Below are 25,173 nucleotides of genomic sequence, written 5' to 3' on the forward strand. Positions count from 1 at the left end.
GAAAACACGCCCCCGATCAGTCCTTGATCTCGGCCGTGCAGGGACGGTCGTCTGGTCCGGCCTCGCCGTCGCAACGACGGGCAGCCAGCAGGGTCTCCTCCGTCTCAATCAGCCGGTTCAGACCGTCCTCGCCCTTGACCAGGGTGAAGGCGTCATACAGCCGCCCCGTGGCGGTGAAGGCGCGGAAATTCAGGCGATCCGCCTCGACATCGACCAGCTGGTACAGCTCGGTGTTCTCGGCGGCGCGGACCGGCTGCGCATCCGCGCGGTCGTTCAGACCGTACATCTTCGAGCCCGTGACCGAGACGACATAGACCGGCCCCTGCGGCCGCCCGGCGTCGCTGTTGGCGCGCGAGGCCTCGGCGCCGGCCGGGTCGGAGACCCGACCGTAGCAGTGGTCGTGCCCCTGCAGCACCAGGTCGATGCGGCGCGCGTCGAAGATCGGCTTCCAGGCCGTCTTCAACTCCTCGGTGTCCTCGGGCCGGGCGCAGGTGTAGATCGGCTGGTGGAACAGGGCCACGTTCCAGCGCGCGGGGCTGGAGGCCAGCGTCTGGTCCAGCCAGCGGGTCTGGCTCTCGGAGGCGCCCAGGTCGATGGCGGCGGTGCCGTCCAGCACGATGAACCGCACGCCCTGATAGTCGACGAAATAACTGGTCTGCTCGGCGCCCGGCGCGCCATTGGCCGGCAGGGCGAACTGCAGCGGCCAGTGCGGCCCCAACAGGCGCGACTCCGTGCCGTCCGGCAGGATGTGGTCGACGTATTCGTGATTGCCCGGCGCCGGCAGCTGCGGCGTCATGGCGAAGGCGCGGCCGCCGGCCTCGGTCCATTCGCCCCATTCGTCGTCGTGGACCTTTGTCTCGCGCTGGGCCACCAGGTCGCCGGCGTGGACGACCAGGGCGGCCGGTCCCGCCTCCTTCAGCGCCGAGCGGATCACCCGCGAGCCGATTTCCAGGATGTCGTTCTGGGTGTCGCCCAGATAGATGAAGCGGAACGGCGCGAAGTCCGCCGCGGCCGTGCGAAACGGCAGCCATTCGCTCCAGCCGTCGGCGGCGCGGACGCGATAGACGTAGCGTGTGGCGGGCTGCAGATCCTCGAAGCGGACCTGGTGATACAGCGCCTGGCCGTTCTCGTTCTGGATCGGGGCGGTCGTCCCGGCGACGGTGCGGGCGAAAAAGCCCAGCAGCGGGCCGTCGATCTCCTCGGCGATCTGGGCCTCGGCCGAGGTCTGGCGGACATCGGTGCGCCAGGCCACGGCCGCGCCGCGCGCGGCGTCGGCGGCGGGGCTCAGCACGATGCGGTCGGCCCAGCCCCTGGCCGCCCAGCGTCCGTTCGGCGCATGGGCCGGCGGCGGCGCGGGATCGGGGTCCGGCGGCGCCGTCACCTGGGCCAGGGCCGGACCGGCCGACAGTGCGACGGCGCCCATCAAGGCCGCGACGAAGGTCTTCATGCTGCTTCCCCCGAGGTCGATCGAACGCTGCCTAGCGGGGAACGGTGACGGTTCGTAGAGGCCATTGTGACGCTGCCTCCACGTCCTGACCGTTCAGGGGCGGATCAGGCCGACCAGTTCGTTGCCAGCCAGCGCCGCGAACAGCAGCGCCGCCGCGCCCAGAAGCAGATTCGACAGCCAGCCGTTGCGCCACGCGCGCGGCGTTCTGTCGCTGTTCAGCAGCCAGATCAGCGTCCCCGCCAGGAAGGGCATGAACAGGCTGCCCAGCACCCCATAGGCGACGATCAGGCCGAAGGGCCGGTCCATGAACAGCAGGACGATCGGCGGGAAGGTCAGCCACAGGGCGTAGGCGCGGAACGGCCAGGTCCTTTCCACGGGGCCGTCCCCTTGGATTCCGTGCTCCAGCCCGCGCGAGCGGCCCGCGACATGGCCGTAGAAGTCGGCGAACATCAGGCTGACGCCCTGCCACACGCCTATCAGGCTGGAGAAGGTGGCGGCCCAGAAGCCGACCAGGAACAGGATGGAGATCGGCCGACCGAAGCGGTCGCGCAGGACCTGATCCAGGTCCAGCAGCCCCCGGTCGCCGCTGCTGAGCGCGATGCCGGCGGAATGGAGCAGTTCGGCCCCGACGATCATCATGGCGATGACGAAGACGCCGGTGACGACATAGGCCACGCCGTTGTCCAGCCGCATGACCCGCATCCAGCCCGGACCGCGCCAGCCCTTGGCGTTGGCCCAATAGCCGTAGGCGGCCATGGTGATGGTGCCCCCGACCCCGCCGATCAGGCCCAGGGTGTAGAAGACGGACCCTTCAGGCAGGCGGGGCCACAGGCCGGTCGCCAGCGCCGGCAGGTCGGGCGCCACGATGACGGCCAGGCCGACCACGGTGACGAACATGACGCCGACCAGGGCGGTCATCACCTTTTCGAACAGGCCGTAACCGCCCATCCACACCAGGCCCAGGCCCGCCACCCCGCTGGCCACGCCCCAGGCCTTCAGATCACCGCCGAACAGGGCGGCCAGCGGCAGGGCGGCCGCCGTCATCGCGGCCGCGCCGTAAACGAAGCCCCAGACGACGACATAGAGGCCGAAATAGAGGCCCGCCCAGTTCAGCCGCCCCCCGAACCAGCCGCCGCCCAGCGAGGACCAGCCGTCGAAGATGGTCCGCCCGCTGGCCAGGGTCCAGCGCCCCACCCCCTCGGCCAGGGCGATCTTGATGACCGTGCCGGCGACCGCCGCCCACAGCAGGGCGTAGCCGAAGCGGGAGCCCGCGATCAGGGTGGCGACCAGGTCCCCCGCCCCGACGCCGGTGGCGGCGACGACGATGCCCGGTCCGATCAGGGACCAGCGGGCGGCGGGAGCCTGGGGCTCGTTCTCGGGGCGCGACATGACGCCAGCCTAGCCGTCCGCCCCGAGGACGTCACCTTCGCACGCGACGAAGGCGGCCGCGCTTGCTAAAGCGGCGTCGTTGAACCCTTCGAGGAACCGCCTTGCCCTTTCCCGAATTCGATCCGGTCCTGATCCATCTGGGGCCGTTGCCGATCCGCTGGTACGCCCTGGCCTATGTGGCGGGCATCGTCCTGGGGTGGTGGTACGCCACCCGTCTGGTCAAGACCGACCGGCTGTGGGGCGGCCGTCCGCCGATGACCCCGGCGCAGCTGGACGACCTGGTGCTGTGGATCGTGCTGGGCATCATCCTGGGCGGGCGGCTGGGCTACGCGCTGTTCTACAAGCCGGTCATGTACGCCCAGCTGTTCACCGGCGACACGCTGGGCGAACGGTTCGAGCTGTTCCAGCTGTGGACGGGGGGCATGAGCTTCCACGGCGGCTTCCTGGGCGTGGCCCTGGCCATCGTGCTGTTCTCGCGCGCGCAGAAGATCGACATGCTGCGGATCGGCGACCTAGTGGCCCCAGTGGTGCCCATCGGCCTGGGCTTCGGCCGGCTGGCCAACTTCATCAACGGCGAGCTGTGGGGCCGCGAGACGACGGTTCCCTGGGCCATCCGCTTCTGCAACGACCGCATCCAATCGATGTACGGCTTCTGCCCGGCCGGCGACGCGCCGCGCCATCCCAGCCAGCTCTATGAGGCGGGCCTGGAGGGGATCGTCCTGTTCGGCCTGCTGTCGCTCGCCGTCTGGAAGGGTCGCCTGCTGATGAAGCCGGGCTATGTCACCGGCCTGTTCCTGGTCGGCTATGGCGTCTGCCGCGCCCTGCTGGAGAATGTGCGCGAGCCGGATTACGGCATGCCGGACTTCCCGCTGGGCCTGACCATGGGGATGATGCTGTCGATCCCGATGATCCTGGTCGGCCTGTGGCTGATCTGGCGGGCCCGGAGCCGCCCGCCCGTCGTCGCATGAGCCTGAAGGCCAGGCTGGCGCGCGAGATCGCCCTGACCGGGCCGATGACGGTGGCCGACTATGTGACGCGCTGCCTGCACGACCCGCAGGACGGCTATTACGCGACCCGGCCGGCGCTGGGGGAAGGCGGCGACTTCATCACCGCCCCCCTGGTCAGCCAGATGTTCGGCGAACTGATCGGCCTGTGGGCGGTGGAGACCTGGAATCGCCTGGGCGCGCCCGAGCGGCTGCGACTGGTCGAGGTCGGGCCCGGCGACGGCGCGCTGATGAGCGACGTGCTGCGCGCCGCCCGCCTGGCGCCCGGCTTCCTGGAGGCGGTCGACCTGATCCTGATCGAGCCCAGCGGGCCGTTGCGCGATCTGCAGGCGCGGGCGCTGGCGGGCGCCGACGTCGCCCCGCGCTGGGTGCGCGACCTGACCCAGGTCGAGACCGACGCGCCCGTGATCCTGATCGCCAACGAGGTCCTGGACTGTCTGCCGGCGCGCCAGTTCATGAGAACCGACGACGGCTGGTTCGAGCGGCGCGTCGGCGTCACCGACGACAACGACCTGGTGTTCGGCCTGTCGGCCGTCACGGGCGGCTTCATTCGTCCGGCGTTCGAGGTCGCGCCCGGCGGCGTGGTCGAGATTTCCGAGCAGCAGGCCGCCTTCGGCCGGGACCTGGGGGCCTTGGTGCGCGCGGCGTCCGGCGCCGCCCTGCTGATCGACTATGGCCGCGCCCGGCCCGAGGCGGGCGACACGCTTCAAGCCCTGCGCCGCCACGCCAAGGTCGATCCGCTGGACGCGCCCGGCCAGGCCGATCTGACCCAGTGGGCCGACTTCCCCACCGTGCTGGAAGCGGCCGTCCGCGCCGGGGCCGACGTGACCGGATGCCTGGGCCAGGGCGAATTCCTCAGGCGACTGGGGATCGAACACCGCGCCGAAGCCTTGAAACGGGGACGGCCCGACGCCGCGCCGGTGATCGAGCGCCAGCTGAACCGCCTGACCGCCGAGGACCAGATGGGAACCCTGTTCAAGGCCGCCGCGATCTTCTCGCCCCGTTCGCTGGTCGTGCCGGGGTGGGACGCATGAGCCTGGTGGAACCCGTCACGCACCCGCTGCTGAGCGCCGCCGGGATCGCCCACGGCTTCTTCACCCGCGCGGGCGGAACCTCGACGGGCCTCTACGAAGGGCTGAACACCGGCGTCGGCTCCAAGGACGACCCGGCCGCCGTGACCGAGAATCGCCGCCGCGTGGCCGAGGCGATGGGCGCGGACCTGGATCACCTGAACGGCTGCTATCAGATCCATTCCGCCGTCGCGCGCGTGGCCGAGGGGCCGTGGCGGGGCGACCGGCCCGAGGGGGACGCCGTGGTCACGGCCGAGCCGGGCGTGCTGTGTTCGGTGCTGACCGCAGACTGCGCGCCGGTGCTGCTGGCCGATCCGGAGACGCGCATCGTCGCCGCCGTCCATGCCGGCTGGAAGGGCGCGCTGGGCGGGGTCGTCCATTCGGCCGTCGCGGCGATGGAGGCGCTGGGCGCCGAGCCGCGTCGGATGCTGGCCGTCGTCGGCCCCTGCATCGCCCAGGACAGCTACGAGGTCGGCGAGGACTTCCAGGCGCGCTTCACCCACCATGATCCCGGCAGCGACCGCTTCTTCCGCCCCGGGGCGACGGCCGACAAGCGCCAGTTCGACCTGCCCGGCTTCGTGCTGTGGCGGCTGCAGCAGGCCGGCGTCCGCCAGGCCGTCTGGACCGGGCACGACACCTGCGCGGACGAGGACCGCTTCTATTCCAACCGCCGCGCCTTCCAGCGCGGCGAAGCGGACTTCGGCCGGTTGATCTCTGTGATCCGGGTTTGAGTTTAAACCGCTCATCCCGGCGAACGCCGAGATGAGCGGAACGATTGTCAGCCTGCTTCCGCCATCTCCGGCACGCGGGCGACCTCGCGCCAAGCGTGCGGCGCGGCCAGCAGGGCGCGGACCAGCTTGTTGTTCAGGGCGTGACCGGCCTTATAGCCCTCGTAGCGGCCCAGGATCGGCGCGCCCAGCACATACAGGTCGCCGATGGCGTCCAGCGCCTTGTGCCGCACGAACTCGCGTTCCATGCGCAGGCCGCCGGGGTTCAGGATGTCGTCGCCGTCGATGACCACGGCGTTCTCCAGCGAGCCGCCGCGCGCCAGGCCGGCCTGGCGCAGCGCCTCCACCTCATGGGCGAAGCCGAAGGTGCGCGCGGCCATGATCTCGGTGCGGAAGGTCGTCTCGTCGACGACGAAGTCCACCACCTGGTTGCCGATGGCGGCCGACGGGAAGTCGATCTCCATGCGCATCTCGTAGCGGTCGCAGGGCAGGAGCGCGGCGTGCTTGTCGCCCTCCTCCACATGGATCGGCTCCTGGATTTCGATGTAGCGCACCGGCGTCGGCTGGCGGCGGAAGCCCGCCCGATCCAGCAGGTTGACGAAATCCCGCGCCGACCCGTCCAGGATCGGCAACTCGGGACCGTCCACCTCGACGACGGCGTTGGACACGCCCAGCGCCGAGAAGGCCGCCATCAGATGCTCGATGGTGGACAGACGCACGTCGTCGCCGTTGGCGATCATGGTGTTCAGGCGCGCATCGACCACCGCCTCGCCCGAGACAGGGATGCGGTTGTCGCGGTCCGTCACGTCGGTCCGCACGAAGACGACGCCCGTTCCGGCCGGCGCCGGACGCACGGCCAGGCGCACGCGGCGGCCCGTGTGCACGCCCACGCCGGCGATGATCGCCGGCGCGACGAGGGTGCGTTCGTGATGGTCGTTGATGACCGGCAAGCTCAAACTCTCTGTCTGCGCGCTTCCGCCTCTGCGTGCGGATTGCGCCTCACCGCTGATCTAGCGGCGCGTTCGCAAGGAGAAAATGAAAGTCGGGTTTCGGATTGTTTCCGAGGCCACGGCGCGGCGGCGACGGCTTGCGAAAACGAGAAAGGGCGGCCCTTCGGCCGCCCTTCCCAAATCAGACGTTCACGCCCTAAGGCCTAGTTCGCCAGCCGTCGGAGAAAAGAGGGAATCTCCAGGTCGTCGTCGGCCTGACCGGCCTCGGGCTCGGGCGCCGGCTGGGCGGCCGCGCGGGCGCCGGAGGTCGGACGAGGCGCATAGGTCGGCTGCGGGGCCTGCGCCCGCTTGCGGCCGAACAGGCTCCAGCCGCTGCGGCGATGATCCCGGTCGTCGTAGTCGTCCATCGGCTCGGCGCGATCGTACAGGTCGGCCTGGGCGGCCGGCTGCGACGGCGCGGGCTTGCGCGTCGTCTCGTACTCCTCGACCCACGGATCGACGATCGGATCCAGGTTGCGGGCCTGGGGCTGCTCTTCGGCCACGCGGATCACCGGCTCGGGGCGGACCTCGATGCGCGGCTCGGGCGCCGGGGCGGGCTCGGGCGCACGGGCGACCGGAGGCTCGTAAGCGGGCGCGGCGGGCGCGACGGTCGGCTCCGGCGCACGCGTCGCCTCGGCGCGGGTCGGCTCGCGCCATGTGTCGCGGGCGGGCTCCGGACGTTGGGCGGCCGTTCCGTACAGGCCGCCGGCCGAACGACGGGCGTCATGGGTCGCCAGCGGCGAACCGGTTCCGGTCGCGGGCGCGATCGGTTCGATGCGCTTGACCTCGCCCTCGTCCATGCCGGTGGCGACCACCGAGACGCGGATCTTGCCTTCCAGCGCCGGATCGAAGGCGGCGCCGAAGATGATGTTGGCGTCGCCGTCCACCTCGGCCGAGATGGCGTTGGCGGCCTCGTCGACCTCCAGCAGGGTCATGTCCAGGCCGCCGGTGATGTTGACCAGCACGGCCTTGGCGCCCTTCAGGCTGGTCTCGTCCAGCAGCGGGTTGGCGATGGCGTTCTGGGCGGCCAGCAGGGCGCGGTCGTCGCCCGAGGCCTCGCCCGTGCCCATCATCGCCTTGCCCATCTCGGACATGACGGCGCGGACGTCGGCGAAGTCGAGGTTGATCAGACCCGGCAGGATCATCAGGTCGGTGATCGAGCGCACGCCCGAGTGCAGCACCTGGTCGGCCATGCCGAAGGCGTCGGCGAAGGTGGTGCGTTCGTTGGCGACGCGGAACAGGTTCTGGTTCGGAATGACGATCAGGGTGTCGACGTAGCGCTGCAGCTCGGCGATGCCCGCATCGGCCAGGCGCATCCGGTGACGGCCTTCGAAGGTGAAGGGCTTGGTCACGACGCCGACGGTCAGGATGCCGCGATCGCGCGCGCACTTGGCGATGATCGGCGCGGCGCCGGTGCCGGTGCCGCCGCCCATGCCGGCGGTGATGAAGACCATGTGCGCGCCTTCGAGATGCTGATGGATCTCGTCGGCGGATTCCTCGGCGGCGTTCATGCCGACCTCGGGGTGGGCGCCCGCGCCCAGCCCCTGGGTGATGGTCTCGCCCAGCTGGATGCGACGGTCGGTCTTGGCGAACGACAGATGCTGGGCGTCGGTGTTCGCGACGACGAACTCGACCCCTTCGAGGCCCGCGTCGATCATGTTGTTTACGGCGTTGCCGCCCGCCCCGCCGACGCCGAACACGACGATCCGGGGCTTCAGTTCAGTGGCTTGAGGCTTGACCAGCGAGAGTGACATTCTTTTTCCGACCTTCCGACCCTGCCCTCGGAAACCATGCGAACGCCCCGCCGAATCGCATTGGTTATGAGCGTGTTAAGGAGTGCGCCCATGAGGGTTAAGAGAAGGTTACGGCGATAATGTGAGTCGGTGCTACGGAAAGGTCCTTATTCCAGCTTTGCCGCAGATTTATCGGCCCGACCGGTCGATAATCACAGGTTATCCCTCAGCCACCCCGCCACGCGGCCCACCACATTGCCGCGGTGGATCCTGGGGGCGTCGGCCGCCGTGATCTGGCGGGCCATGAGCTTGCGGGCCGAGACCGCTTCGCGCGGGCCGTAGGCGGCGCGGAGGAGGACGCCGGAGGTGGCGCAGAAGGCGGGGCCGGAGGCGGCGTCGGCCAAATGTGGCGCCCGTTGGGGCTTTCCAAGGCGGACGGGGCGGTCGAAGACGCGCACGGCCAGTTCGCGCACGCCGTTCAACTGGCTGGCGCCCCCGGTCAGGACCAGGCCCGCGCCCGGCTCCAGGCCCACGCCGGCGGTCTTCAGCCGGTCGCGCAGCAGCTCCAGCGTCTCTTCCACGCGCGGGGCGATGACGGTCTTCAGCATGGCGCGCGGCACCACGACGGGGCCGGCCGACGGGTCCTCGCCGCGCGGCGGGGCTTCCAGCATCTCGCGGTCCTCGTTGGCGCTGGCCATGGCCGAGCCGTGCAGGGTCTTGAGCCGCTCGGCGCCCGCCTTGGAGGTCGACAGGCCGCGCGCGATGTCGGAGGTGACGTGATCGCCCCCAACGTTCAGGCTCTCGATGTGCAGCAGGGACCGGCCGCCCCAGACGGCGGCGCTGGTCGAGCCGCCGCCCATGTCGATGCAGACGCAGCCCAGGTCCATCTCGTCGTCTTCCAGCGCGGCCAGCGAGGAGACGACCGGCGCGGCGGCGACGCCCTGCAGATCCAGGTGCGCCAGCTCCAGACAGTGGCTCAGGGTGGTGAAGACGCTCTCGGACATGGACACGACCAGCAGGTCCAGGCCCAGCGACCCGCCGCGCATGGCGCGCGGGTCGTGCACGCCGCGCGCCCCGTCCACCGACCAGGCGATGGGCAGGACATGGATCGGCCGGCGGTTGGGCAGGCGGATCTGGGCCAGGGCCATGCCGATGGCGCGCGCCAGGTCGGCGTCGCCGATCGGGTTGGCGCCCAGGGATACGCGCGCCTGGACGCGGTGGCTGGCCATCTGGCCCATGGCGGTGGTGACGACGACGCCCGAGACCGGGCTCTGGGCGGCGCGCTCGGCGCGTTCGACGGCGTGGCCGATGGCCTGCGCGGCCTCGTCCATGTTGATGATGGCCCCGCCCTTGACGCCCTTGGACTGGACGTGGCTGGCGCCCGCCACGCGGATGGTGCGGTCGGCGTGTCGCACGCCGTCGGGCTTCATGATGAAGCAGGAGACCTTGGAATGGCCGATGTCCAGGGCGGCGACCACGGGCGCGCGTCCGCCGCGGGGATCCATCCCCCGGCCCTGATCGTTCGCCGCCATCCGTTGCTTGCCGCCCATGCCGGTCGTGTCCCTTCGTCAGACGTCGCCGGTCGGCCGCACCGCGACCGCTTCAGGCGTTCTCAGATCGACCCGGGCGAACCCCAGGTCCAGCAGCCGCTCGCGCTGGTCCAGCGCGTCCAGCCGGATAAGCGCCGCCTCCTGTTCGACGGCGGGCAGCTGGATCAGGCCGCCGTCCTTGAGCCGCAGGTCCCAGCGGCGCTCGTCGACCCGCACCAGGGCGTCGATCCGGCCCATCAGGCGCGGACGCTGGCTCAGCAGCGGCAGGATTTCGCCGGCCGCCACGTCGGCGCCGCGCCCCACCACCAGCGGCAGGACGGGATAGCGGCGCGCGTCAGCCCCCTCGATCACCTTGCCGCCCGCGTCGATCACCTTGATCTGGCCGTCGACCTGCCAGACGGCCAGGCGGTCGTGCTCCTTGACCTCGACGATCAGGGTGTCGGGCAACAGCCGCACCACCCGCGCCTCCTTGACCCAGCCGACCGACTGCACCCGCTGGCGCAACACGTCCAGGTCCAGGCCGACGATGGGCTGGCCGGCGTGAAGACCCAGGGCGCGCTGGATGGCCGGCTCGGCCTCGGCCGAGGCGCCGGTCACGTGCACCCGCTTCAGGGTCAAGCCCATGCCGGCCGTCAGACGATCCACGCCGCCCGAGACGGACTGGCCGATCCGCTCGGCGCGCGCGCCGGTGGCCAGCACGCCGGCCACGACCAGGGCCCCGGCCGCCAGGGCGATCACCACCGCGCGGGGGGACAGGTCGACGCGGCCGATAGCGGCCATCTTGCCGGGAACGGTCCCGCCGCCCGGGCGGGCGCCGCCGCGCCCCCGGCCCTGCGCGGAGCCTGCCGCGCGCCGGGGGGACTGCGCCGAACTCTGTCGCCGACCGCCGCGAACTACCGCGGGCATGAGGCGTCCTCCACCATCCACCGAACCAGGTCTTCGTAGCTCATTCCGACATGGGCGGCCTGCTCGGGGGCGAGCGAGGTCGGGGTCATGCCGGGCTGCGTGTTGACCTCCAACAGGACCAGATCGTCCTTAACATCGTCATAACGGAAGTCGCTTCTGGACACGCCTCGGCAACCCATCGCCGTGTGCGCCTGCTCGGCCTGGCGAAGCGCCGCCTCGAACACGTGCGGCGGCAGGACGGCGGGCAGGACGTGGATCGACCCGCCCTTCGCATACTTGGCCTCATAGTCGTAGAAGCCCTTGACCGGGGTGATGTCGGTGACGGTCAGGGCGCGCGGTCCCGCGGCTTCGCCCAGAACGGTGACGGCCAGCTCCTTGCCCGGGATGAAGGGCTCGACCATCACCTTCTCGCCATAGGTCCAGTCCGGGGCGGCGACCTCGCTGGCGAAGTCGTTGGCGCCCTCGCGCACCAGATAGACGCCGACGGAAGAGCCTTCCGCGTTCGGCTTGACGACATAGGGCGGGTCGATGACGTGACGGGTCGCCACCTGGCGTCGGTCGAACAGGCCCCCGCCGGGAACCTTGAGCCCCGCGGCCTTCAGCACGGCCTTGGACTTGTCCTTGTCCATCGCCAGGGCCGAGGCCAGGACGCCGGAGTGGGTGTAGGGGATCCGCAGCGTTTCCAGCACGCCCTGGACGCAGCCGTCCTCGCCCCAGGCGCCGTGCAGGCAGTTCAGCGCCACGTCGGGCTTGATCAGGCCCGACAGCACATTGGCCAGGTCGCGGCCCGCGTCGATGCGGCTAACCCGCGCGCCCTGCCGCTCAAGGGCCTTGGCGCATTCCTCGCCCGAGGACAGCGAGACCTGCCGTTCCGCCGAAATTCCGCCCATCAGGACGGCGACGTGAAGGTCGGAAAGGGGGCGGTTCATCTTCAGCTCCGGACTGTCCGCAGCGATGGCCCCAAGGTCGTTAACAGCGCGTCAACCAAAGCCGGGCGGACGAGCGATCCTAACCCTTTCTCCCCATGCGCGCTGCGCCGTTCAGGCGGGGCGGCCGATGCGCCGGATTTCCCAATCCAGCTGAACGCCGGTCTTTTCCAGAACGTCCGCGCGCACGGCCTCGCCCAACCCCTCGATGTCGGCGGCGGTGGCCTCTCCGGGGTTGATCATGAAGTTGGAATGCAGCTCGCTGAACTTGGCGCCGCCGCCGCCCTGAGGCGAAGGCGCGGCGTGCAGCTTTCCGCGCCAGCCCGCCTCGTCCACCAGCTTCCACGACGAATGGCCGGGCGGGTTCTTGAAGGTGGAGCCGCCGGTCTTTTCGCGGATCGGCTGGGTCTGCTCGCGGCGGCTGGTGATCTCGGCGATGCGGCCGGCGACGGCGTCCGTCGCATCGGCCGTCCCGCGATAGGTCGCCTCCACCCAGATGATGTCGGCCGGCGCCTGGGAATGGCGATAGGTGTAGCCAAAATCGGCCAGCGCATAGTCCACCCGCTCGCCCGCGCGATTCAGCCCCCAGGCCGAGACCAGGACGTCCTTGGTCTCCGCCCCGTAGCAGCCCGCGTTCATGGTCAGGGCGCCGCCGATGGTGCCCGGAATGCCGGCGTAGAATTCCAGCCCGGCGATCCCCGCCTTTGCGCTGGCCTTGGCGACCATGGAGTCCAGCGCGCCGGCGCCGGCGGTGATGGCGTCGCCGTCCGTCGTGACCTGCGCCCAGGGCCGTCCGGCCAGGCGGATCACCACGCCCTCGACCCCGCCGTCGCGGACGATGACGTTGGAGCCGACACCCAGCACGGTCACCGGAACGGCGGGGTCGAGCGCCTTGAGGAATTCGGCCAGGTCGTCGGCGTCCGCCGGAATGAACAAGGCCTCGGCCGCCCCGCCGACACGGAACCAGGTGTAGGGCGCCAGGGGCTCGTTCAGCAGCAGCTTGCCTCGAACTGCAGGGAAGGCGTCAACCACGAAAATTCTCGTCACTTGTGCCAGTTTCAAACCAGATGCAGCAGTCTTCGGCAGAGGAGATCGACGTCTCGACCTTCACTTCGACCGCATAGGTCTCCCGGATCCACCTCGTCCAGACCCAGCCGATCGCGGCCGCATTCGCGCGGGCGATGGCGATATCAAAATGCTGCTGGTCATCCTCCGCCGCCAACGAGACCGCGTTGACATACTGTTCCGCCGTTGCGACGGCATTGTCGCCCGCATCGAACCTCGATGCGTCGAGGATGTCGTTTACGATCTGCTGATCGAAATGGCTCTCGATGAACAAGCCGCCCCGATAGCTGATCAACTCGGGAAACAGGATGCGGTAGTGAGCCAGGGCTTCACGAAGGTTTCCGCCGAGATAGCGGATTTCGTGATCGAGGCCCGCAACGCCGTCAGGCGTCACCGCCGCGAGCAGATGCCGGCTCTCTTCACTCAAGCCAACCCCTCCAGCTGCGCCGGCAGGCCGTAGGCCCAACTGGTGATGTCGCCGGCGCCCAGCAGCACCACGACGTCGCCGGCCTTGGCCTCGTCCTTGATCAGGCGGGGCAGGACGGCGGCGTTCTCCAGCGCCTGGACGCTGCGGTGGCCGAAGCGGCGCACGCCCTCGACCAGGGCGTGCTTGTCCACGCCCTCGATCGGCGGTTCGCCCGCCGGATAGACATCGGCCACGATGACGCTGTCGGCGTCGGAAAAGGCGGTGGAGAAATCATCCATCAGGTCGCGCAGGCGGGTGTAGCGATGCGGCTGGACCACGGCGATGACGCGCCCCTCGGCGACCTGGCGCGCGGCCTTCAGCACGGCGGCGATCTCGACCGGATGGTGGCCGTAGTCGTCGACGATGCGCACCCCGCCCACCACGCCGGTGGTGGTGAAGCGGCGCTTGACGCCGCCGAACCCGGCCAGGCCCGTCCGGATCGCCTCGTCCGACACGTCCAGTTCGCGCGCCACGGCGATGGCGGCCAGGGCGTTGGAGACGTTGTGCCAGCCGGCCATCGGCAGATGCAGCTTCTCGATCCGGTGCTCCTCGCCGTTCCTGATCACCACGTCGAAGCGGGCGCCGTCGGGGCCCATCTGGCACCCCTCGGCCCGCACCATCGCCTGGGGGTTCAGCCCATAGGTGATCAGCCGGCGGTTATCGATGCTGGCGACCAGCCGCTGCACCTCGGGGTGATCCAGGCACACGGCCGCGAAGCCGTAGAAGGGGATGTTCTCCACGAAGTCGCAGAAGGCCCGGCGCACCGCGTCGAAGTCGCCGTAATGGTCCAGGTGCTCGGGATCGATGTTGGTGACGACCGCCACGGTCGACTTCAGGCGCAGGAAGCTGCCGTCGGACTCGTCCGCCTCGACCACGATCCAGTCGCCGTCGCCGACCTTGGCGTTGGTGCCGTAGGCGTTGATGATGCCGCCGTTGACCACGGTGGGATCCAGGCCGGCCGCGTCCAGAAGGGCCGCCACCATCGAGGTCGTGGTGGTCTTGCCGTGGGTGCCCCCCACCGCGATGGAGAACTGCAGCCGCATCAGCTCGGCCAGCATCTCGGCCCGGCGGACCAGGGGGATGCGGCGCGCGCGCGCGGCCTTCATCTCCGGATTGTCGGCCTTCACCGCGGTGGAATAGACCACGGCCGAAACGCCTTCGCCGACATGGGCCGCGTCGTGGCCGATGAAGATCCTGGCGCCCAGCTTTTCCAGCCGTTCGGTGTTGGCGCTGGCCTTGGCGTCGGAGCCCTGAACCGAATAGCCGATCTTCAGCATGATCTCGGCGATGCCGCTCATGCCGATGCCGCCTATGCCGACGAAGTGGACGGGGCCGAGGTCGAACGGAACGGGGCGTAGGCGCGCGATCATCGTCGCCTCATAGCCGCCGCCTCGCCCGCTGCGAAGGGCGCGGCGGACCGGAAACGAACTTTTTGTGACCCGCCGCTGTGCGCGGCTTCGCGCAGAACCATCGTCATCCGGCGACGTTAGCAGGAAGACGCGCGCCACATGGTGTGGACGCCGCTTTCCCAAAAGGTTGCCCGATGGCCAAGACCCCCGACCGCGCCCCCGCGTCCCATGTCGGCGACGGCGGCGAGACTCATCAGACCGCCTCGGCGCCCGACGCCCGCCTGACCACCAATCACGGCGCGCCGATCAGCGACAATCAGAACTCGCTCAAGGCGGGGCCGCGCGGCTCCACCCTCTTGGAGGATTTCATCCTTCGCGAGAAGATTCAGCATTTCGACCATGAGCGCATTCCCGAGCGCATCGTCCATGCGCGCGGCTCGGCCGCCCACGGCGTGTTCGAGCTGACCGACAGCCTGTCGGACTACACCACCGCCCGGATCCTGACGGCCGTGGGCGAGAAGACCGAGGTGTTCACCCGCTTCTCCACCGTCGCGGGCGGCGCGGGGTCGATCGACACCCCGCGCGACGTGCGCGGCTTCGCGGTGAAGTTCTACACCCGCGAGGGCAATTGGGACCTGGTGGGCAACAACATCCCGGTCTTCTTCATCCAGGACGCGATCAAGTTTCCGGACCTGATCCATTCGGTGAAGATGGAGGCGGACCGCGGCTATCCCCAGGCCGCCAGCGCCCACGACACCTTCTGGGACTTCATCGGCCTGACGCCCGAGAGCACCCACATGATCATGTGGGCCATGTCCGACCGGGCCATTCCGCGCAGTCTGCGAATGATCGAAGGGTTCGGCGTCAACACCTTCCGCCTGCTGAACGCCGAGGGCGTCGCCACCCTGGTCAAGTTCCACTGGCGGCCCAAGCTGGGCACGCAGTCCACCTGCTGGGACGAGGCGGTCAAGATCGCCGGCGCCGATCCCGACTATCACCGCCGCGACCTCTTCGAGGCCATCGAGCAGGGCGACTTCCCCGAGTGGGAGCTGGGCGTGCAGCTGTTCAGCCAGGAAGAGGCCGACGCCCTGCCCTTCGACATCCTGGACGCCACCAAGCTGATCCCCGAGGAGGACCATCCGATCCGCGTCATCGGGCGCATGACCCTGAACCGCAACCCGGACAACTTCTTCGCCGAGACGGAGCAGGCCGCCTTCCTGCCCACCAACATCGTGCCGGGCATCGACTTCTCCGAGGATCCGCTGCTGCAGGGGCGGCTGTTTTCCTATCAGGACACCCAGCTGTCGCGCCTGGGCACGGTCAACTTCCACCAGATTCCGATCAACCAGGCCAAGGGCTGCCCGTTCCAGAACTTCCAGCGCGACGGCCACATGCAGACCCAGGTCTTCAAGGGCCGCGCCAACTATGAGCCCAACAGCCTGGCTCAGGCCGGCGAGGACGGCGGCCCGCGCGAGGACCCCAAGGGCGGCTTCCGCACCGCGCCTGTTCCGGTCCAGGGCGAAAAGGTCCGCCTGCGCGCCGAGACCTTCGCCGACCACTACAGCCAGGCGCGGCTGTTCTTCCGTTCTCAGACCGAGATCGAACAGGCCCACCTGGCCAGCGCCATCGTCTTCGAACTGTCCAAGGTGTCGCTGCCCCATGTGCGCGAGCGCATCCTGGCCAATCTGCGCAACGTGGACGAAACCCTGGCCCAGCGGGTGGCGGACGGCCTGAACCTGCCGCTGCCCGAGGCGTCGCAGGCCGCCGTGGCCCCGATCGACCTGGAGCCGTCGCCGGCCCTGCGCATCGTCGGCAAATATCCAGACACGCTGAAGGGCCGCAAGGTCGCCATCCTGGTCGCCGACGGTTCGGACGGCGCGGTCGTCGATGCGGTGCGCGCGGCGGTCGAAGGCGACGGCGGCTCGGTCTTCATCGTCGCGCCCAAGGTCGGCGGCGCCAAGCTGAAGGGCGGCAAGCTTCTGGCCGCCGACGGCCAGCTGGCCGGCAGCCCGTCGGTGCTGTTCGACGCGGTCGCCATCGTCCTGTCCGACGAGGGATGCGCCGATCTGCTCAAGGAAGGCGCGGCGGTCGATTTCGCCAAGGACGCCTTCGGCCACCTCAAGGCCATCGGCCACACGCCCCAGGCCCAGCCCCTGCTGGACAAGGCGGGCGTCGAGCCGGACGCGGGCGTGGTCGACCTGTCCGCCGACGCCGACGCCTTCCTGGCCCCGGCCCGCACGCGACAGTGGGATCGCGAACCCAAGGTCCGCATGCTGGCCTGATGCGATGGAGCGACCGGCGCGATCCGTCGCGCCGGTTACGCCACCTTAACCACAAGGATTCACCATCGCGGCTCTCATTGTACGGGGCCGCGTTTCCATGTCCGACTTGCAGACACCTGTCCTGGCCAGGGACGTCATCCATCGCGGCGACTGCATCGCGGTGCTGAAAGGCCTGCCGGACGCCTCGGTGGACATGGTCTTCGCCGACCCGCCCTACAATCTGCAGCTGGGCGGCGACCTGCTGCGGCCGGACAATTCCAAGGTCGACGCGGTCGACGACGACTGGGACAAGTTCGCAAGCTTCGCCGAATACGACGCCTTCACCCGCGCCTGGATGGCGGAATGCCGTCGTGTCCTGAAGCCCGAGGGTTCGATCTGGGTGATCGGCAGCTATCACAACGTCTTCCGCCTGGGCTCGGCGATCCAGGACCTGGGCTTCTGGGTGCTGAACGACATCATCTGGCGCAAGTCCAATCCGATGCCGAACTTCAAGGGCACGCGCTTCACCAACGCCCACGAGACGCTGATCTGGGCCGCCAAGTCGCGCGACCAGAAGCGCTACACCTTCAACTACGACGCCCTGAAGGCCTTCAACGAAGACACCCAGATGCGCTCGGACTGGACCTTCGCCCTGTGCACCGGCGAGGAGCGGATCAAGGACGCCGATGGCAAGAAGGCCCATCCGACCCAGAAGCCCGAGGCCCTGCTGCACCGCGTGCTGCTGGCCGCCACCCGTCCGGGCGACGTGGTGCTGGACCCCTTCTTCGGCACCGGCACGACGGGCGCGGCGGCCAAGCGGCTGGGCCGTCACTATGTCGGCATCGAGCGTGACGAAACCTACGCCCAGGTGGCCGAGACCCGCATCGCCTCGGTCATCCAGGCCAACCCCGAGGACCTGGCCGTCATGGGCTCCAAGCGCGCCGAGCCCAAGGTGCCGTTCGGCGCCCTGGTCGAGGCCGGCCTGCTGCATCCGGGCGACCGCCTGTATTGCCCCAAGGGCGAGCGCGAGGCGCGGGTTCGGGCCGACGGATCGCTGGTCCACGGCTCGCTGACGGGGTCGATCCACAAGCTGGGCGCCCTGCTGGAGAACGCGCCCGCCTGCAACGGCTGGACCTATTGGCGCTTCAAGACGGATCAGGGGTTCAAGTCCATCGACGCCCTGCGGGCCGAGGTGCGCGCCACGCTCTGACCCCTGCGACAGGCCGTCGCATGAGCAACAACAAGGGGTTAGCGCCGGCGACGGCGGATTATGCGCGGTTACGTACACTCAGCTTCGCCATAACCCACCGAAACTCCTGCGAAATTTCGTCCTGACCCAACGGAACTTCGCAGGTGCGAAATCATTGTGATCCAAGCCCCTGGCGCAGGACGGGGGCCGGAGCACACATCATGAAGATCGCCCAGGTCACTCCCTTGTACGAAGCCGTGCCGCCTCGGCTCTATGGCGGAACTGAACGCGTGGTCGCCCATCTCACCGACGCCCTGGTCGACCTGGGCCACGACGTCACCCTGTTCGCCAGCGCCGACGCCCAGACCAAGGCGCGGCTCGTGCCCGTGCGCGACCAGGCGATCCGCCTGGACCCGGCGCCGCTGAAGTCGGACCTGGCGGCCCACATCACCATGCTGACTGAAGTGCTGGACCGGGCGGACGACTTCGACGTCATCCACTTCCACACCGACATGATCCACTTCCCGCTGTTCCGTCAGTATGCGGACAGGACCATCACCACCCTGCATGGCCGGCTGGACATGAAGGACCTGCCTGGCGTCTATCAGCGCTGGAACCAGTACGGCCTGGTCTCGATCTCGGACGACCAGCGCAAGCCCCTGTCCTTCGCCAACTGGAAGGCCACGGTGCACCACGGAATGCCGGGCGAGCTCTATCGCTTCGCTCCCAAGTCCGAGGGCTATCTGGCGTTCCTGGGACGGATTTCCCCGGAGAAACGCCCCGACCGCGCCATCGAGATCGCCACCAAACTGGGCAAGCCCCTGAAGATCGCGGCCAAGGTCGACGCGGCCGACAAGCGGTACTGGGAAGAGGTGATCCAGCCGCTGGTCGTCGGCAATCCGCTGGTCGAGTTCGTCGGCGAGATCGGCGACCACCAGAAGTCGGCCTTCCTGGGCGGGGCGGACGCCCTGCTGTTCCCGATCGACTGGCCCGAACCTTTCGGTCTGGTGATGATCGAGGCGATGGCCTGCGGCACGCCGGTGATCGCCTTCCGCTGCGGCTCGACGCCCGAGGTGATCGAGGACGGGGCCACCGGCTTCCTGGTGGATACGATGGAACAGGCCGTCGCCGCCGCAGGCCGCGCGCATCTGCTGGACCGAGAAGCCATCCGCGCGCGGTTTGACCTGCGGTTCTCGGCCACCGCCATGGCGCGGCGATATCTGGACGTCTATGGCGATCTGCTGGCCAAGCGCCCCTTCGCCGAGACGCCGTTGCCGGACGTCGTCACCCCGCTTCGCCCGATGGACGAGGAGCGAAGCTTCGCCGCCCTGGCCTGACCGGCCGCCAGAGGTGAAAATTCAGGCGGCGGGGGTGAACCCTCCGCCGCCTTCTTCATTTGCATGGCAAGCGGCCATTCAGCGCCGCATTCGGGTGGAATGCTCGTATCGGCCTTTCAACAAGGGGAAGACCGCATGGACGACGCCTATTCGACCCAATTGACCGCCGGCGAGAGCGTCGAGGCGTCAGGCCTGGAACAGCTGATGGCGCTGAAGGAAGGCGACACCTTCCTGGTCGCCGACGGCTGGGGCGACATGAGGGGCGGCGCCGACGGGCTGTTCGCCGGCGACACCCGCGCCCTGTCGCGATGGGTGATGAGCGTGGGCCAGCTGCGCCCCTCGCGCCTGTCGTCGGGGGTCAGCCAGGACAACGTCTTCTTCTCGTGCCACACCACCAACCGTCCCCTGCCCCCGATGGGCGGCCGCTCGGCCCCCGCCGGCGTGCTCCACATCGAGCGCCGCCGCTTCCTGTGGGGCCGGCGGATGTTCGAGCGGGTGCAGATGACCAACCACGGCGTCGAGGACGTCCTGCTGCCGCTGTCGTTCGAGTTCGGGGCCGACTTCGCCGACATCTTCCAGGTGCGCGGCACGCCCCGCCCACGGCGCGGAACCATCCATCCGCCCGAGATGGACGGACGGCGCGTCACTTTCCGCTACACCGGTCTGGACGCGGTCGAGCGGCGCAGCTGCCTGGCCTTTTCCGAGCCGCCCGCCCGCCTGACCGCCACGCGCGCCGACTTCATGTTCAGCCTGCCCAAGGGCCGCCAGGTCGAGCTGTTCGTCGAATGCGGCGTCGACAGCTGCGAGGCGCCCGATCCGACGCGCTGGCGGCTGAACGCCATCCAGGCGCGCCTGGCCATGCGGGCCAAGCGGCGCAGGGGCGCGACCGTGCGCGGCCCCCGCAGCCCGCGCTTCAACGACTGGCTGGACCAGTCGCGGGCCGACATGGCGCTGTTGACCACCGACCTGCCGACCGGCCCCTACCCCTACGCCGGCACGCCCTGGTTCTCGACCCCGTTCGGACGCGACGGCATCATCGCCGCCTGGCAGATGCTGTGGCTGGATCCCTCGCTGGCCAAGGGCGTGCTGACCTATCTGGCGTCGCGCCAGGCGACCGAGACCAGCGCCTTCCAGGACAGCCAGCCCGGCAAGATCATGCACGAGACGCGCGGCGGCGAGATGAGCGCCCTGGGCGAGGTGCCGTTCGGCCTCTACTACGGCGGGGTCGACACCACCTGCCTGTTCATCGCCCTGGCCGGCGCCTACGCCAGCCGCACGGCCGACCTGGACCTGATCCGCAGGCTGTGGCCCAACCTGATCGCGGCGGCCGACTGGATGCGCGACTATGGCGACAGCAACGGCGACGGCCTGATCGACTATCAGCGCGGGGCCGACACGGGCCTGTCGAACCAGGGCTGGAAGGATTCCGAGGACTCCATCTTCCACGCCGACGGCCGCTTCCCCAAGGGGCCGGTCGCCCTGCTGGAGGTCCAGGGCTACGCCTTCGCCGCCTGGCGCGCCCTGGCCGACCTGGGCGAGCGCCTGCACGACGACCGCGCGCCCGAATGGCGTATGAGGGCCGAACAGGTCCGCGCCCTGGTCGAGGAAAAATACTGGATGGAGGACCAGGGCTTCTACGCCGTGGCCCTGGACGGCGACGGTCAGCCCTGCCGCGCCATCGCCTCCAACGCCGGCCACCTGCTGTTCACCGGCCTGCCCTCGGCCGAGCGCGCCCGCAAGGTCACCAAGCGTCTGCTGTCGGCCGAGTTCCGCACCGGCTGGGGCATCCGCACGCTTGAGCTGGGCCAGGCGCGCTACAATCCGATGAGCTATCACAACGGCTCGGTCTGGCCCCACGACACCGCCATGGCCGCCGCCGGCATGGCCAACTACGGCGAGCGCGCCGCCGTAGCCGAGATCCTGAGCGAGATCTTCGACGCCGCGACCCACTTCCATCTGCGCCTGCCGGAACTGTTCTGCGGCTTCGCGCGGACGCCGGGCGAGCCGCCCATCGCCTACCCTGTCGCCTGCCTGCCCCAGGCGTGGGCGGCCGGGTCGGTGTTCCTGATGCTGCAGGCGGCGCTGGGCCTGTCGATCGACGCCTGGACCGGCGCCATCGACATGGCGGATCCCGTCCTGCCCGACGGCCTGGAACGGCTGCTGATCCGCGACCTGACGGTCGGGGACGCGACCGTCGACCTGGCCATCCAGCGCGTCGACGGCCGCTCGGTGGTCATCCCGCGCAAGGCGCGCGGCCAGATATCGGTGCGGACCCTGCGCTAGGCCGCGCGGCGCGCCAGCCAGTCGCGCAGGGCGTCGTTCATCCGCGTTTGCCAGCCCGGTCCGTCCTTCTTGAACGCGGCCAGCACGTCGGCGTCGAAACGGATGGTGGTGGAGACCTTGTCGGACCCGCGCGGCCGCCCGCGCCGCACCAGGCTTCCGCCGCGATAATGGTCGGCCTTCTCGAACCAGGCGTCGTCCAGTTCGGGCGCGTCGTCCGGGTCAACCCAGGCGGTCTTCGAAGCGTCTCTGTTCCCGCTCATTGGCCTTCCTCATAGAAATCACGTGCCGCGCGTCGCCTCGCGGCGTCCACACCAGCACCACCATCCGCCCGGCCAGGCGCCCGACGCTGATGAAGCGGGGCTCGCCGTAATCCTGGCGCTCATCCGGAAACGTCAGGTGGTCGCCGACGAACACCTCCGTCGCCGATGCGAAGTCCAGTCCCCGCGCTTCCAAGGTTCGGTCGCGTTTGGCCGGATCGAAGGTGATGCGCACATTTATTTGTTACTACAAAAATAAGGCCGGCGCCAGTCCCCGATCCAGGGCCTTGGCGAAGACGGTGGGCAGGGCGGAGCGGGCTTCCGCCGCCGGCCGCCAGTCATAGGCTCCGAGGTGGGCCGCCTGCGCCGTGCGCACGTGCAGCGTCAGGGCGAAGTGGGTGAAGACGTGCTCCACCGCCCCGGCGTCGCGCCAATCGCCGGGGAACGGCGGCGTGCGAGCCTCGGGGACGGTCGACCAGTCGCTGGTCGGCAAGCCCAGCATGCCGCCCAGCAGGCCCTTGTCCGGCCGCCGCTCCAGCGCCACCCGTCCCCGCGCGTCCACGATGACCCAGGCCACGCCGTGGCGGCGGGGCTTGTCGGCCTTCTTCGCCTTGAGCGGGAACCGCTCCGGCGCGCCCGAGGCGAAGCCGGCGCAGTCGGCGGCGAGGGGGCATTGGCCGCACAGGGGCGACCTTGACCGGCATACCGTCGCGCCCAGATCCATCAGCGCCTGGGCCCAGTCGCCGGGCCGATGGTCGGTCACGAAGCGCGCCGCCAGCCGCCTCAGTTCGGGCCGCGCGGCCGGAACAGGCGTCTCCACCGCGAACAGGCGGGCCATGACCCGCTCGACATTGCCGTCGACCACATTGGCCGGGCGGTCGAAGGCGATGGCGGCCACGGCGGCGGCGGTATAGGCGCCCACCCCCGGCAGGGCCAGCAACCGCGCCTCCGTATCGGGAAAGACGCCGCCATGATCGCCCGCCACCGCCCGGGCGCAGGCCAGCAGATTGCGGGCGCGGGCGTAATAGCCCAACCCCGCCCAGGCGGCCATGACCTCGGCGTCCGGGGCGGCCGCCAGGTCGCGCACGGTCGGCCAGCGCGCGGCGAAGTTCAGGAAATAGGGCGTGGCGTGCGCCGTGGTGGTCTGCTGCAGCATCACCTCCGACAGCCAGACCCGATAGGGGTCGATCCCGCCCGCCTCGCCCGGCGGCGCGCGCCAGGCCAGCGCGCGCGCATGGGCGTCGTACCAGGCCAGCAGCCGGGACCGGATCGAAGCGACGTCGGGAGAGACTGGCGGCATGGGTCGGGCTATATAGGCCCATGCGCCGCGTCCTGCCCACAGAAGCCGAAGCCCGCGAGATCCTGTCGCGACGGCGCACCCGGCCCGCGCCCCGCCCGGCGCCGCGCGCAGGCAAGGCGCTGACGCCGCTGATCAAGAAGCTGGACGCGCAGTTCGGACGCGGCGCCGGCGCCCTGGAGCCCCGCTGGCGCGAGATCGTCGGCGACCGTCTGGCCCGCGTCACCCGCCCCCAGAAACTGACCAAGGGCCGGGGCGGCCAGCCCGGCGTCTTGGAATTGCGCGTCGCCGGCGCCGCGGCCCTGCTGGTCCAGCACCAGTCGGAAGACATCCTGGCCCGCGTCAACCTGTTCCTGGGCGAGGGCGCGGTGGGGAAACTCCGGATCGCCCAGGGCCCGGTCAAGCCGCTGGCCGAACCGGCCCAGCGCCCGAAATCCAGCCGCACGCCCGCCCCCCTGCCCGCCGCGGCCGAGGCGGAACTGGCCGCCTCCATCGCCCAGGCCCCCGAGGCGCTGAAGGCCGCCCTGGCGCGGCTGGGCCGCGCGGCGATGTCGCGGACGAAGGGCGACGATTGACAAACCTTCGCCGCACCTGTTCTCGAAAAGTCTTGGATTGCGTGGTTCCGGGGGAATCGCGCGATCATCCGTCATAGCTCCGACCAAGGACGTCCCATGGCCTCGACCGAATCCCGCTTCGCCCGCATGAGCCGCCGCGCCGCCATCACCGGCGCCGCCCTGGCGACGATGGCCCTCGCCGCCTGCAACGGGGGCGCCAAGGGCGCGGCCGAGGGCGACATGGCCATGGGCGCCCCGGAAGGCGCCAAGGTCACGGTGGTCGAATACGCCTCCGTCACCTGCCCGCACTGCGCCCTGTGGCAGAAGAACACCTGGCCGGGCTTCAAGGCCAAGTACGTCGACACCAACAAGGTCCGCTACGTCTTCCGCGAACTGCCGACCCCGCCGATCGACGCCGCGACGGCCGGCTTCCTGGTGGCCCGCTGCGCCGGCGACGACAAATATTTCGACGTGGTCCACCAGTTGATGGCGACGCAGCAGGAGATGATCACCACCTCGCCGCGCGACTGGCTGCTGCGCACCGCCCAGGCGGCGGGCCTGTCGGAGGACCAGTTCAACCAGTGCATCACCGACAAGGACGCGATCGCCGCCATGGATCAGCGCATCCAGGCCGCCCGCGCCCAGGGCGTGACCGGAACCCCGGCCTTCTACGTCAACGGGACCCAGGTCATCACCCCCGGCGGCGAAGGCGCCAGCCTGGCCGACCTGTCGACCGCCATCGACGCCGAACTGAACAAGTGAAGACCGGCATGATCCGTTCGACCCTGATGGGCCTGGCGCTGCTGGCCGCCGCGCCCGCCGCCGCGCTGGCGGCCGAGCCGGCGGCGGTCACGGCCGCCGACCGGACGCTGGGTTCGGCGGACGCCCCCGTCACGGTGATCGAATATTCGTCCCTGACCTGCCCGCACTGCGCCGCCTGGACCAACACCGTCCTGCCCGCGTTCAAGACGCGGTTCGTCGACACGGGCCAGGTCCGCTTCGTCTATCGCGACCTGCCGACCGCGCCGGCGCCCGTGGCGACCCTGGCGGCCAAGGTCACGCGCTGCGTCGCGCCGGACAAGGCCTTCGCCGCCATCGAGCTGATGATGGCCCAGCAGGAGGCGGCGCGCCTGATGCGCTATCCGGCCGGCTGGTTCCTGAACGCCATCGACGTCGGCGGCCGCACCGCCGAGGAGGTCGGCGCCTGCGTCGAGGACCCCGCCACCCAGACGGCGCTGGACGCGCAGATCGCCGACGCCCAGGCGGCCGGCGTCACCGGCACGCCCAGCTTCTTCGTCAACGGCAAGCGGGTCGAGGACACGACGCTGGACGGCCTGGCGGCGGCGATCGAGCCGCTGCTGCCCTGACCCCCT

Annotated in this window: 23 protein-coding genes; 10 read left to right on the forward strand and 13 right to left on the reverse strand. The window is 70.0% G+C overall.

Annotated elements, in window-relative coordinates:
* Positions 1-16: 16 nt before the first annotated feature.
* Together M8231_RS11190 and M8231_RS11195 are read right to left on the reverse strand one after the other, a co-directional pair.
* Positions 17-1,447: a purple acid phosphatase family protein gene (locus M8231_RS11190; protein WP_249749910.1), complete on the reverse strand. Its 1,431-nt coding sequence runs from the start codon at positions 1,445-1,447 to the stop codon at positions 17-19.
* Positions 1,448-1,540: 93 nt separating this feature from the next.
* The gene (locus M8231_RS11195; RefSeq protein ID WP_250201480.1) at positions 1,541-2,836 is read right to left on the reverse strand and encodes an Nramp family divalent metal transporter; all 1,296 of its coding nucleotides are present in this window, start codon (positions 2,834-2,836) and stop codon (positions 1,541-1,543) included.
* 101 nt (positions 2,837-2,937) lie between these two features.
* On the opposite strand from M8231_RS11195, the gene lgt reads away from it, so the two are divergent.
* Genes lgt through pgeF form a run of 3 tightly spaced genes read left to right on the forward strand, consistent with a single transcriptional unit; the run spans position 2,938 to position 5,641 of the window.
* Complete coding sequence (lgt, locus tag M8231_RS11200) at positions 2,938-3,804, forward strand: prolipoprotein diacylglyceryl transferase (RefSeq protein WP_250201481.1); 867 nt, start codon at positions 2,938-2,940, stop codon at positions 3,802-3,804.
* The gene (locus tag M8231_RS11205; RefSeq protein WP_249751964.1) at positions 3,801-4,874 is read left to right on the forward strand and encodes a class I SAM-dependent methyltransferase; all 1,074 of its coding nucleotides are present in this window, start codon (positions 3,801-3,803) and stop codon (positions 4,872-4,874) included. The genes lgt and M8231_RS11205 overlap by 4 nt, the downstream gene beginning before the upstream one ends.
* Positions 4,871-5,641, forward strand: a complete 771-nt coding sequence (pgeF, locus tag M8231_RS11210) for a peptidoglycan editing factor PgeF (RefSeq protein WP_249749907.1) — start codon at positions 4,871-4,873, stop codon at positions 5,639-5,641. Before M8231_RS11205 ends, pgeF begins: the two co-directional genes overlap by 4 nt.
* 47 nt (positions 5,642-5,688) lie before the next feature.
* Here pgeF and lpxC read toward each other — a convergent pair whose 3' ends face one another.
* From lpxC to murC, 8 genes are all read right to left on the reverse strand, one after another.
* The gene (lpxC, locus tag M8231_RS11215) at positions 5,689-6,588 is read right to left on the reverse strand and encodes a UDP-3-O-acyl-N-acetylglucosamine deacetylase (RefSeq protein WP_249749906.1); all 900 of its coding nucleotides are present in this window, start codon (positions 6,586-6,588) and stop codon (positions 5,689-5,691) included.
* Between the two features lie 203 nt (positions 6,589-6,791).
* A complete protein-coding gene (ftsZ, locus tag M8231_RS11220; protein WP_249749905.1) occupies positions 6,792-8,381 on the reverse strand; it encodes a cell division protein FtsZ in 1,590 nt (529 codons plus the stop codon).
* Positions 8,382-8,572: 191 nt separating this feature from the next.
* On the reverse strand, positions 8,573-9,865 hold the full coding sequence (gene ftsA, locus M8231_RS11225) for a cell division protein FtsA (protein ID WP_249751963.1): 1,293 nt from the start codon (positions 9,863-9,865) through the stop codon (positions 8,573-8,575).
* 63 nt (positions 9,866-9,928) lie between these two features.
* The gene (locus tag M8231_RS11230; RefSeq protein WP_430641151.1) at positions 9,929-10,816 is read right to left on the reverse strand and encodes a cell division protein FtsQ/DivIB; all 888 of its coding nucleotides are present in this window, start codon (positions 10,814-10,816) and stop codon (positions 9,929-9,931) included.
* On the reverse strand, positions 10,804-11,745 hold the full coding sequence (locus tag M8231_RS11235; RefSeq protein ID WP_249749903.1) for a D-alanine--D-alanine ligase: 942 nt from the start codon (positions 11,743-11,745) through the stop codon (positions 10,804-10,806). Before M8231_RS11235 ends, M8231_RS11230 begins: the two co-directional genes overlap by 13 nt.
* A 111-nt stretch (positions 11,746-11,856) precedes the next feature.
* Positions 11,857-12,774: a UDP-N-acetylmuramate dehydrogenase gene (gene murB, locus M8231_RS11240; RefSeq protein ID WP_250201482.1), complete on the reverse strand. Its 918-nt coding sequence runs from the start codon at positions 12,772-12,774 to the stop codon at positions 11,857-11,859.
* Entirely contained in the window at positions 12,767-13,234 is a 468-nt protein-coding gene (locus M8231_RS11245; protein ID WP_249749902.1) for a hypothetical protein, read from the reverse strand. The genes murB and M8231_RS11245 overlap by 8 nt, the downstream gene beginning before the upstream one ends.
* Entirely contained in the window at positions 13,231-14,643 is a 1,413-nt protein-coding gene (murC, locus tag M8231_RS11250; RefSeq protein WP_249749901.1) for a UDP-N-acetylmuramate--L-alanine ligase, read from the reverse strand. The genes M8231_RS11245 and murC overlap by 4 nt, the downstream gene beginning before the upstream one ends.
* A gap of 173 nt (positions 14,644-14,816) precedes the next feature.
* Between murC and M8231_RS11255 the strand changes: the two genes are divergently transcribed.
* The 4 genes from M8231_RS11255 to M8231_RS11270 all read left to right on the forward strand — a co-directional run bounded on the left by M8231_RS11255 (position 14,817) and on the right by M8231_RS11270 (position 21,692).
* Positions 14,817-16,904, forward strand: a complete 2,088-nt coding sequence (locus M8231_RS11255) for a catalase (protein ID WP_250201483.1) — start codon at positions 14,817-14,819, stop codon at positions 16,902-16,904.
* Positions 16,905-17,001: 97 nt separating this feature from the next.
* On the forward strand, positions 17,002-18,093 hold the full coding sequence (locus tag M8231_RS11260) for a site-specific DNA-methyltransferase (protein WP_249749900.1): 1,092 nt from the start codon (positions 17,002-17,004) through the stop codon (positions 18,091-18,093).
* Between the two features lie 200 nt (positions 18,094-18,293).
* Positions 18,294-19,409: a glycosyltransferase family 4 protein gene (locus tag M8231_RS11265; RefSeq protein ID WP_249749899.1), complete on the forward strand. Its 1,116-nt coding sequence runs from the start codon at positions 18,294-18,296 to the stop codon at positions 19,407-19,409.
* A 135-nt stretch (positions 19,410-19,544) separates the two neighbouring features.
* Entirely contained in the window at positions 19,545-21,692 is a 2,148-nt protein-coding gene (locus M8231_RS11270) for an amylo-alpha-1,6-glucosidase (RefSeq protein ID WP_249749898.1), read from the forward strand.
* Here M8231_RS11270 and M8231_RS11275 read toward each other — a convergent pair.
* From M8231_RS11275 to mutY, 3 genes are read right to left on the reverse strand one after another with little or no spacing between them, the layout of a single operon-like run.
* Positions 21,689-21,952 (reverse strand): BrnA antitoxin family protein, encoded by a 264-nt coding sequence (locus M8231_RS11275; protein WP_249749897.1) that lies wholly within the window; start codon positions 21,950-21,952, stop codon positions 21,689-21,691. The genes M8231_RS11270 and M8231_RS11275 overlap by 4 nt on opposite strands.
* Entirely contained in the window at positions 21,912-22,184 is a 273-nt protein-coding gene (locus M8231_RS11280) for a BrnT family toxin (protein WP_249749896.1), read from the reverse strand. Before M8231_RS11280 ends, M8231_RS11275 begins: the two co-directional genes overlap by 41 nt.
* 12 nt (positions 22,185-22,196) lie before the next feature.
* On the reverse strand, positions 22,197-23,249 hold the full coding sequence (gene mutY / locus M8231_RS11285) for an A/G-specific adenine glycosylase (RefSeq protein WP_250201484.1): 1,053 nt from the start codon (positions 23,247-23,249) through the stop codon (positions 22,197-22,199).
* Positions 23,250-23,269: 20 nt separating this feature from the next.
* Here mutY and M8231_RS11290 point away from each other — a divergent pair, with 20 nt between their 5' ends.
* From M8231_RS11290 to M8231_RS11300, 3 genes are all read left to right on the forward strand, one after another.
* Positions 23,270-23,821 carry a DUF721 domain-containing protein gene (locus M8231_RS11290; RefSeq protein ID WP_250201485.1) on the forward strand — a complete coding sequence of 184 codons (552 nt, stop codon included), beginning with the start codon at positions 23,270-23,272 and terminating at the stop codon, positions 23,819-23,821.
* 96 nt (positions 23,822-23,917) lie between these two features.
* Positions 23,918-24,562, forward strand: coding sequence for a DsbA family protein (locus tag M8231_RS11295; protein WP_250201486.1), 645 nt, complete (start codon positions 23,918-23,920; stop codon positions 24,560-24,562).
* 8 nt (positions 24,563-24,570) lie between these two features.
* Complete coding sequence (locus M8231_RS11300) at positions 24,571-25,167, forward strand: thioredoxin domain-containing protein (protein WP_249749895.1); 597 nt, start codon at positions 24,571-24,573, stop codon at positions 25,165-25,167.
* Positions 25,168-25,173: the final 6 nt, after the last annotated feature.

This window comes from Brevundimonas albigilva, from assembly GCF_023573565.1.
In the GTDB taxonomy this organism is placed as follows: Bacteria; Pseudomonadota; Alphaproteobacteria; order Caulobacterales; family Caulobacteraceae; genus Brevundimonas; species Brevundimonas albigilva.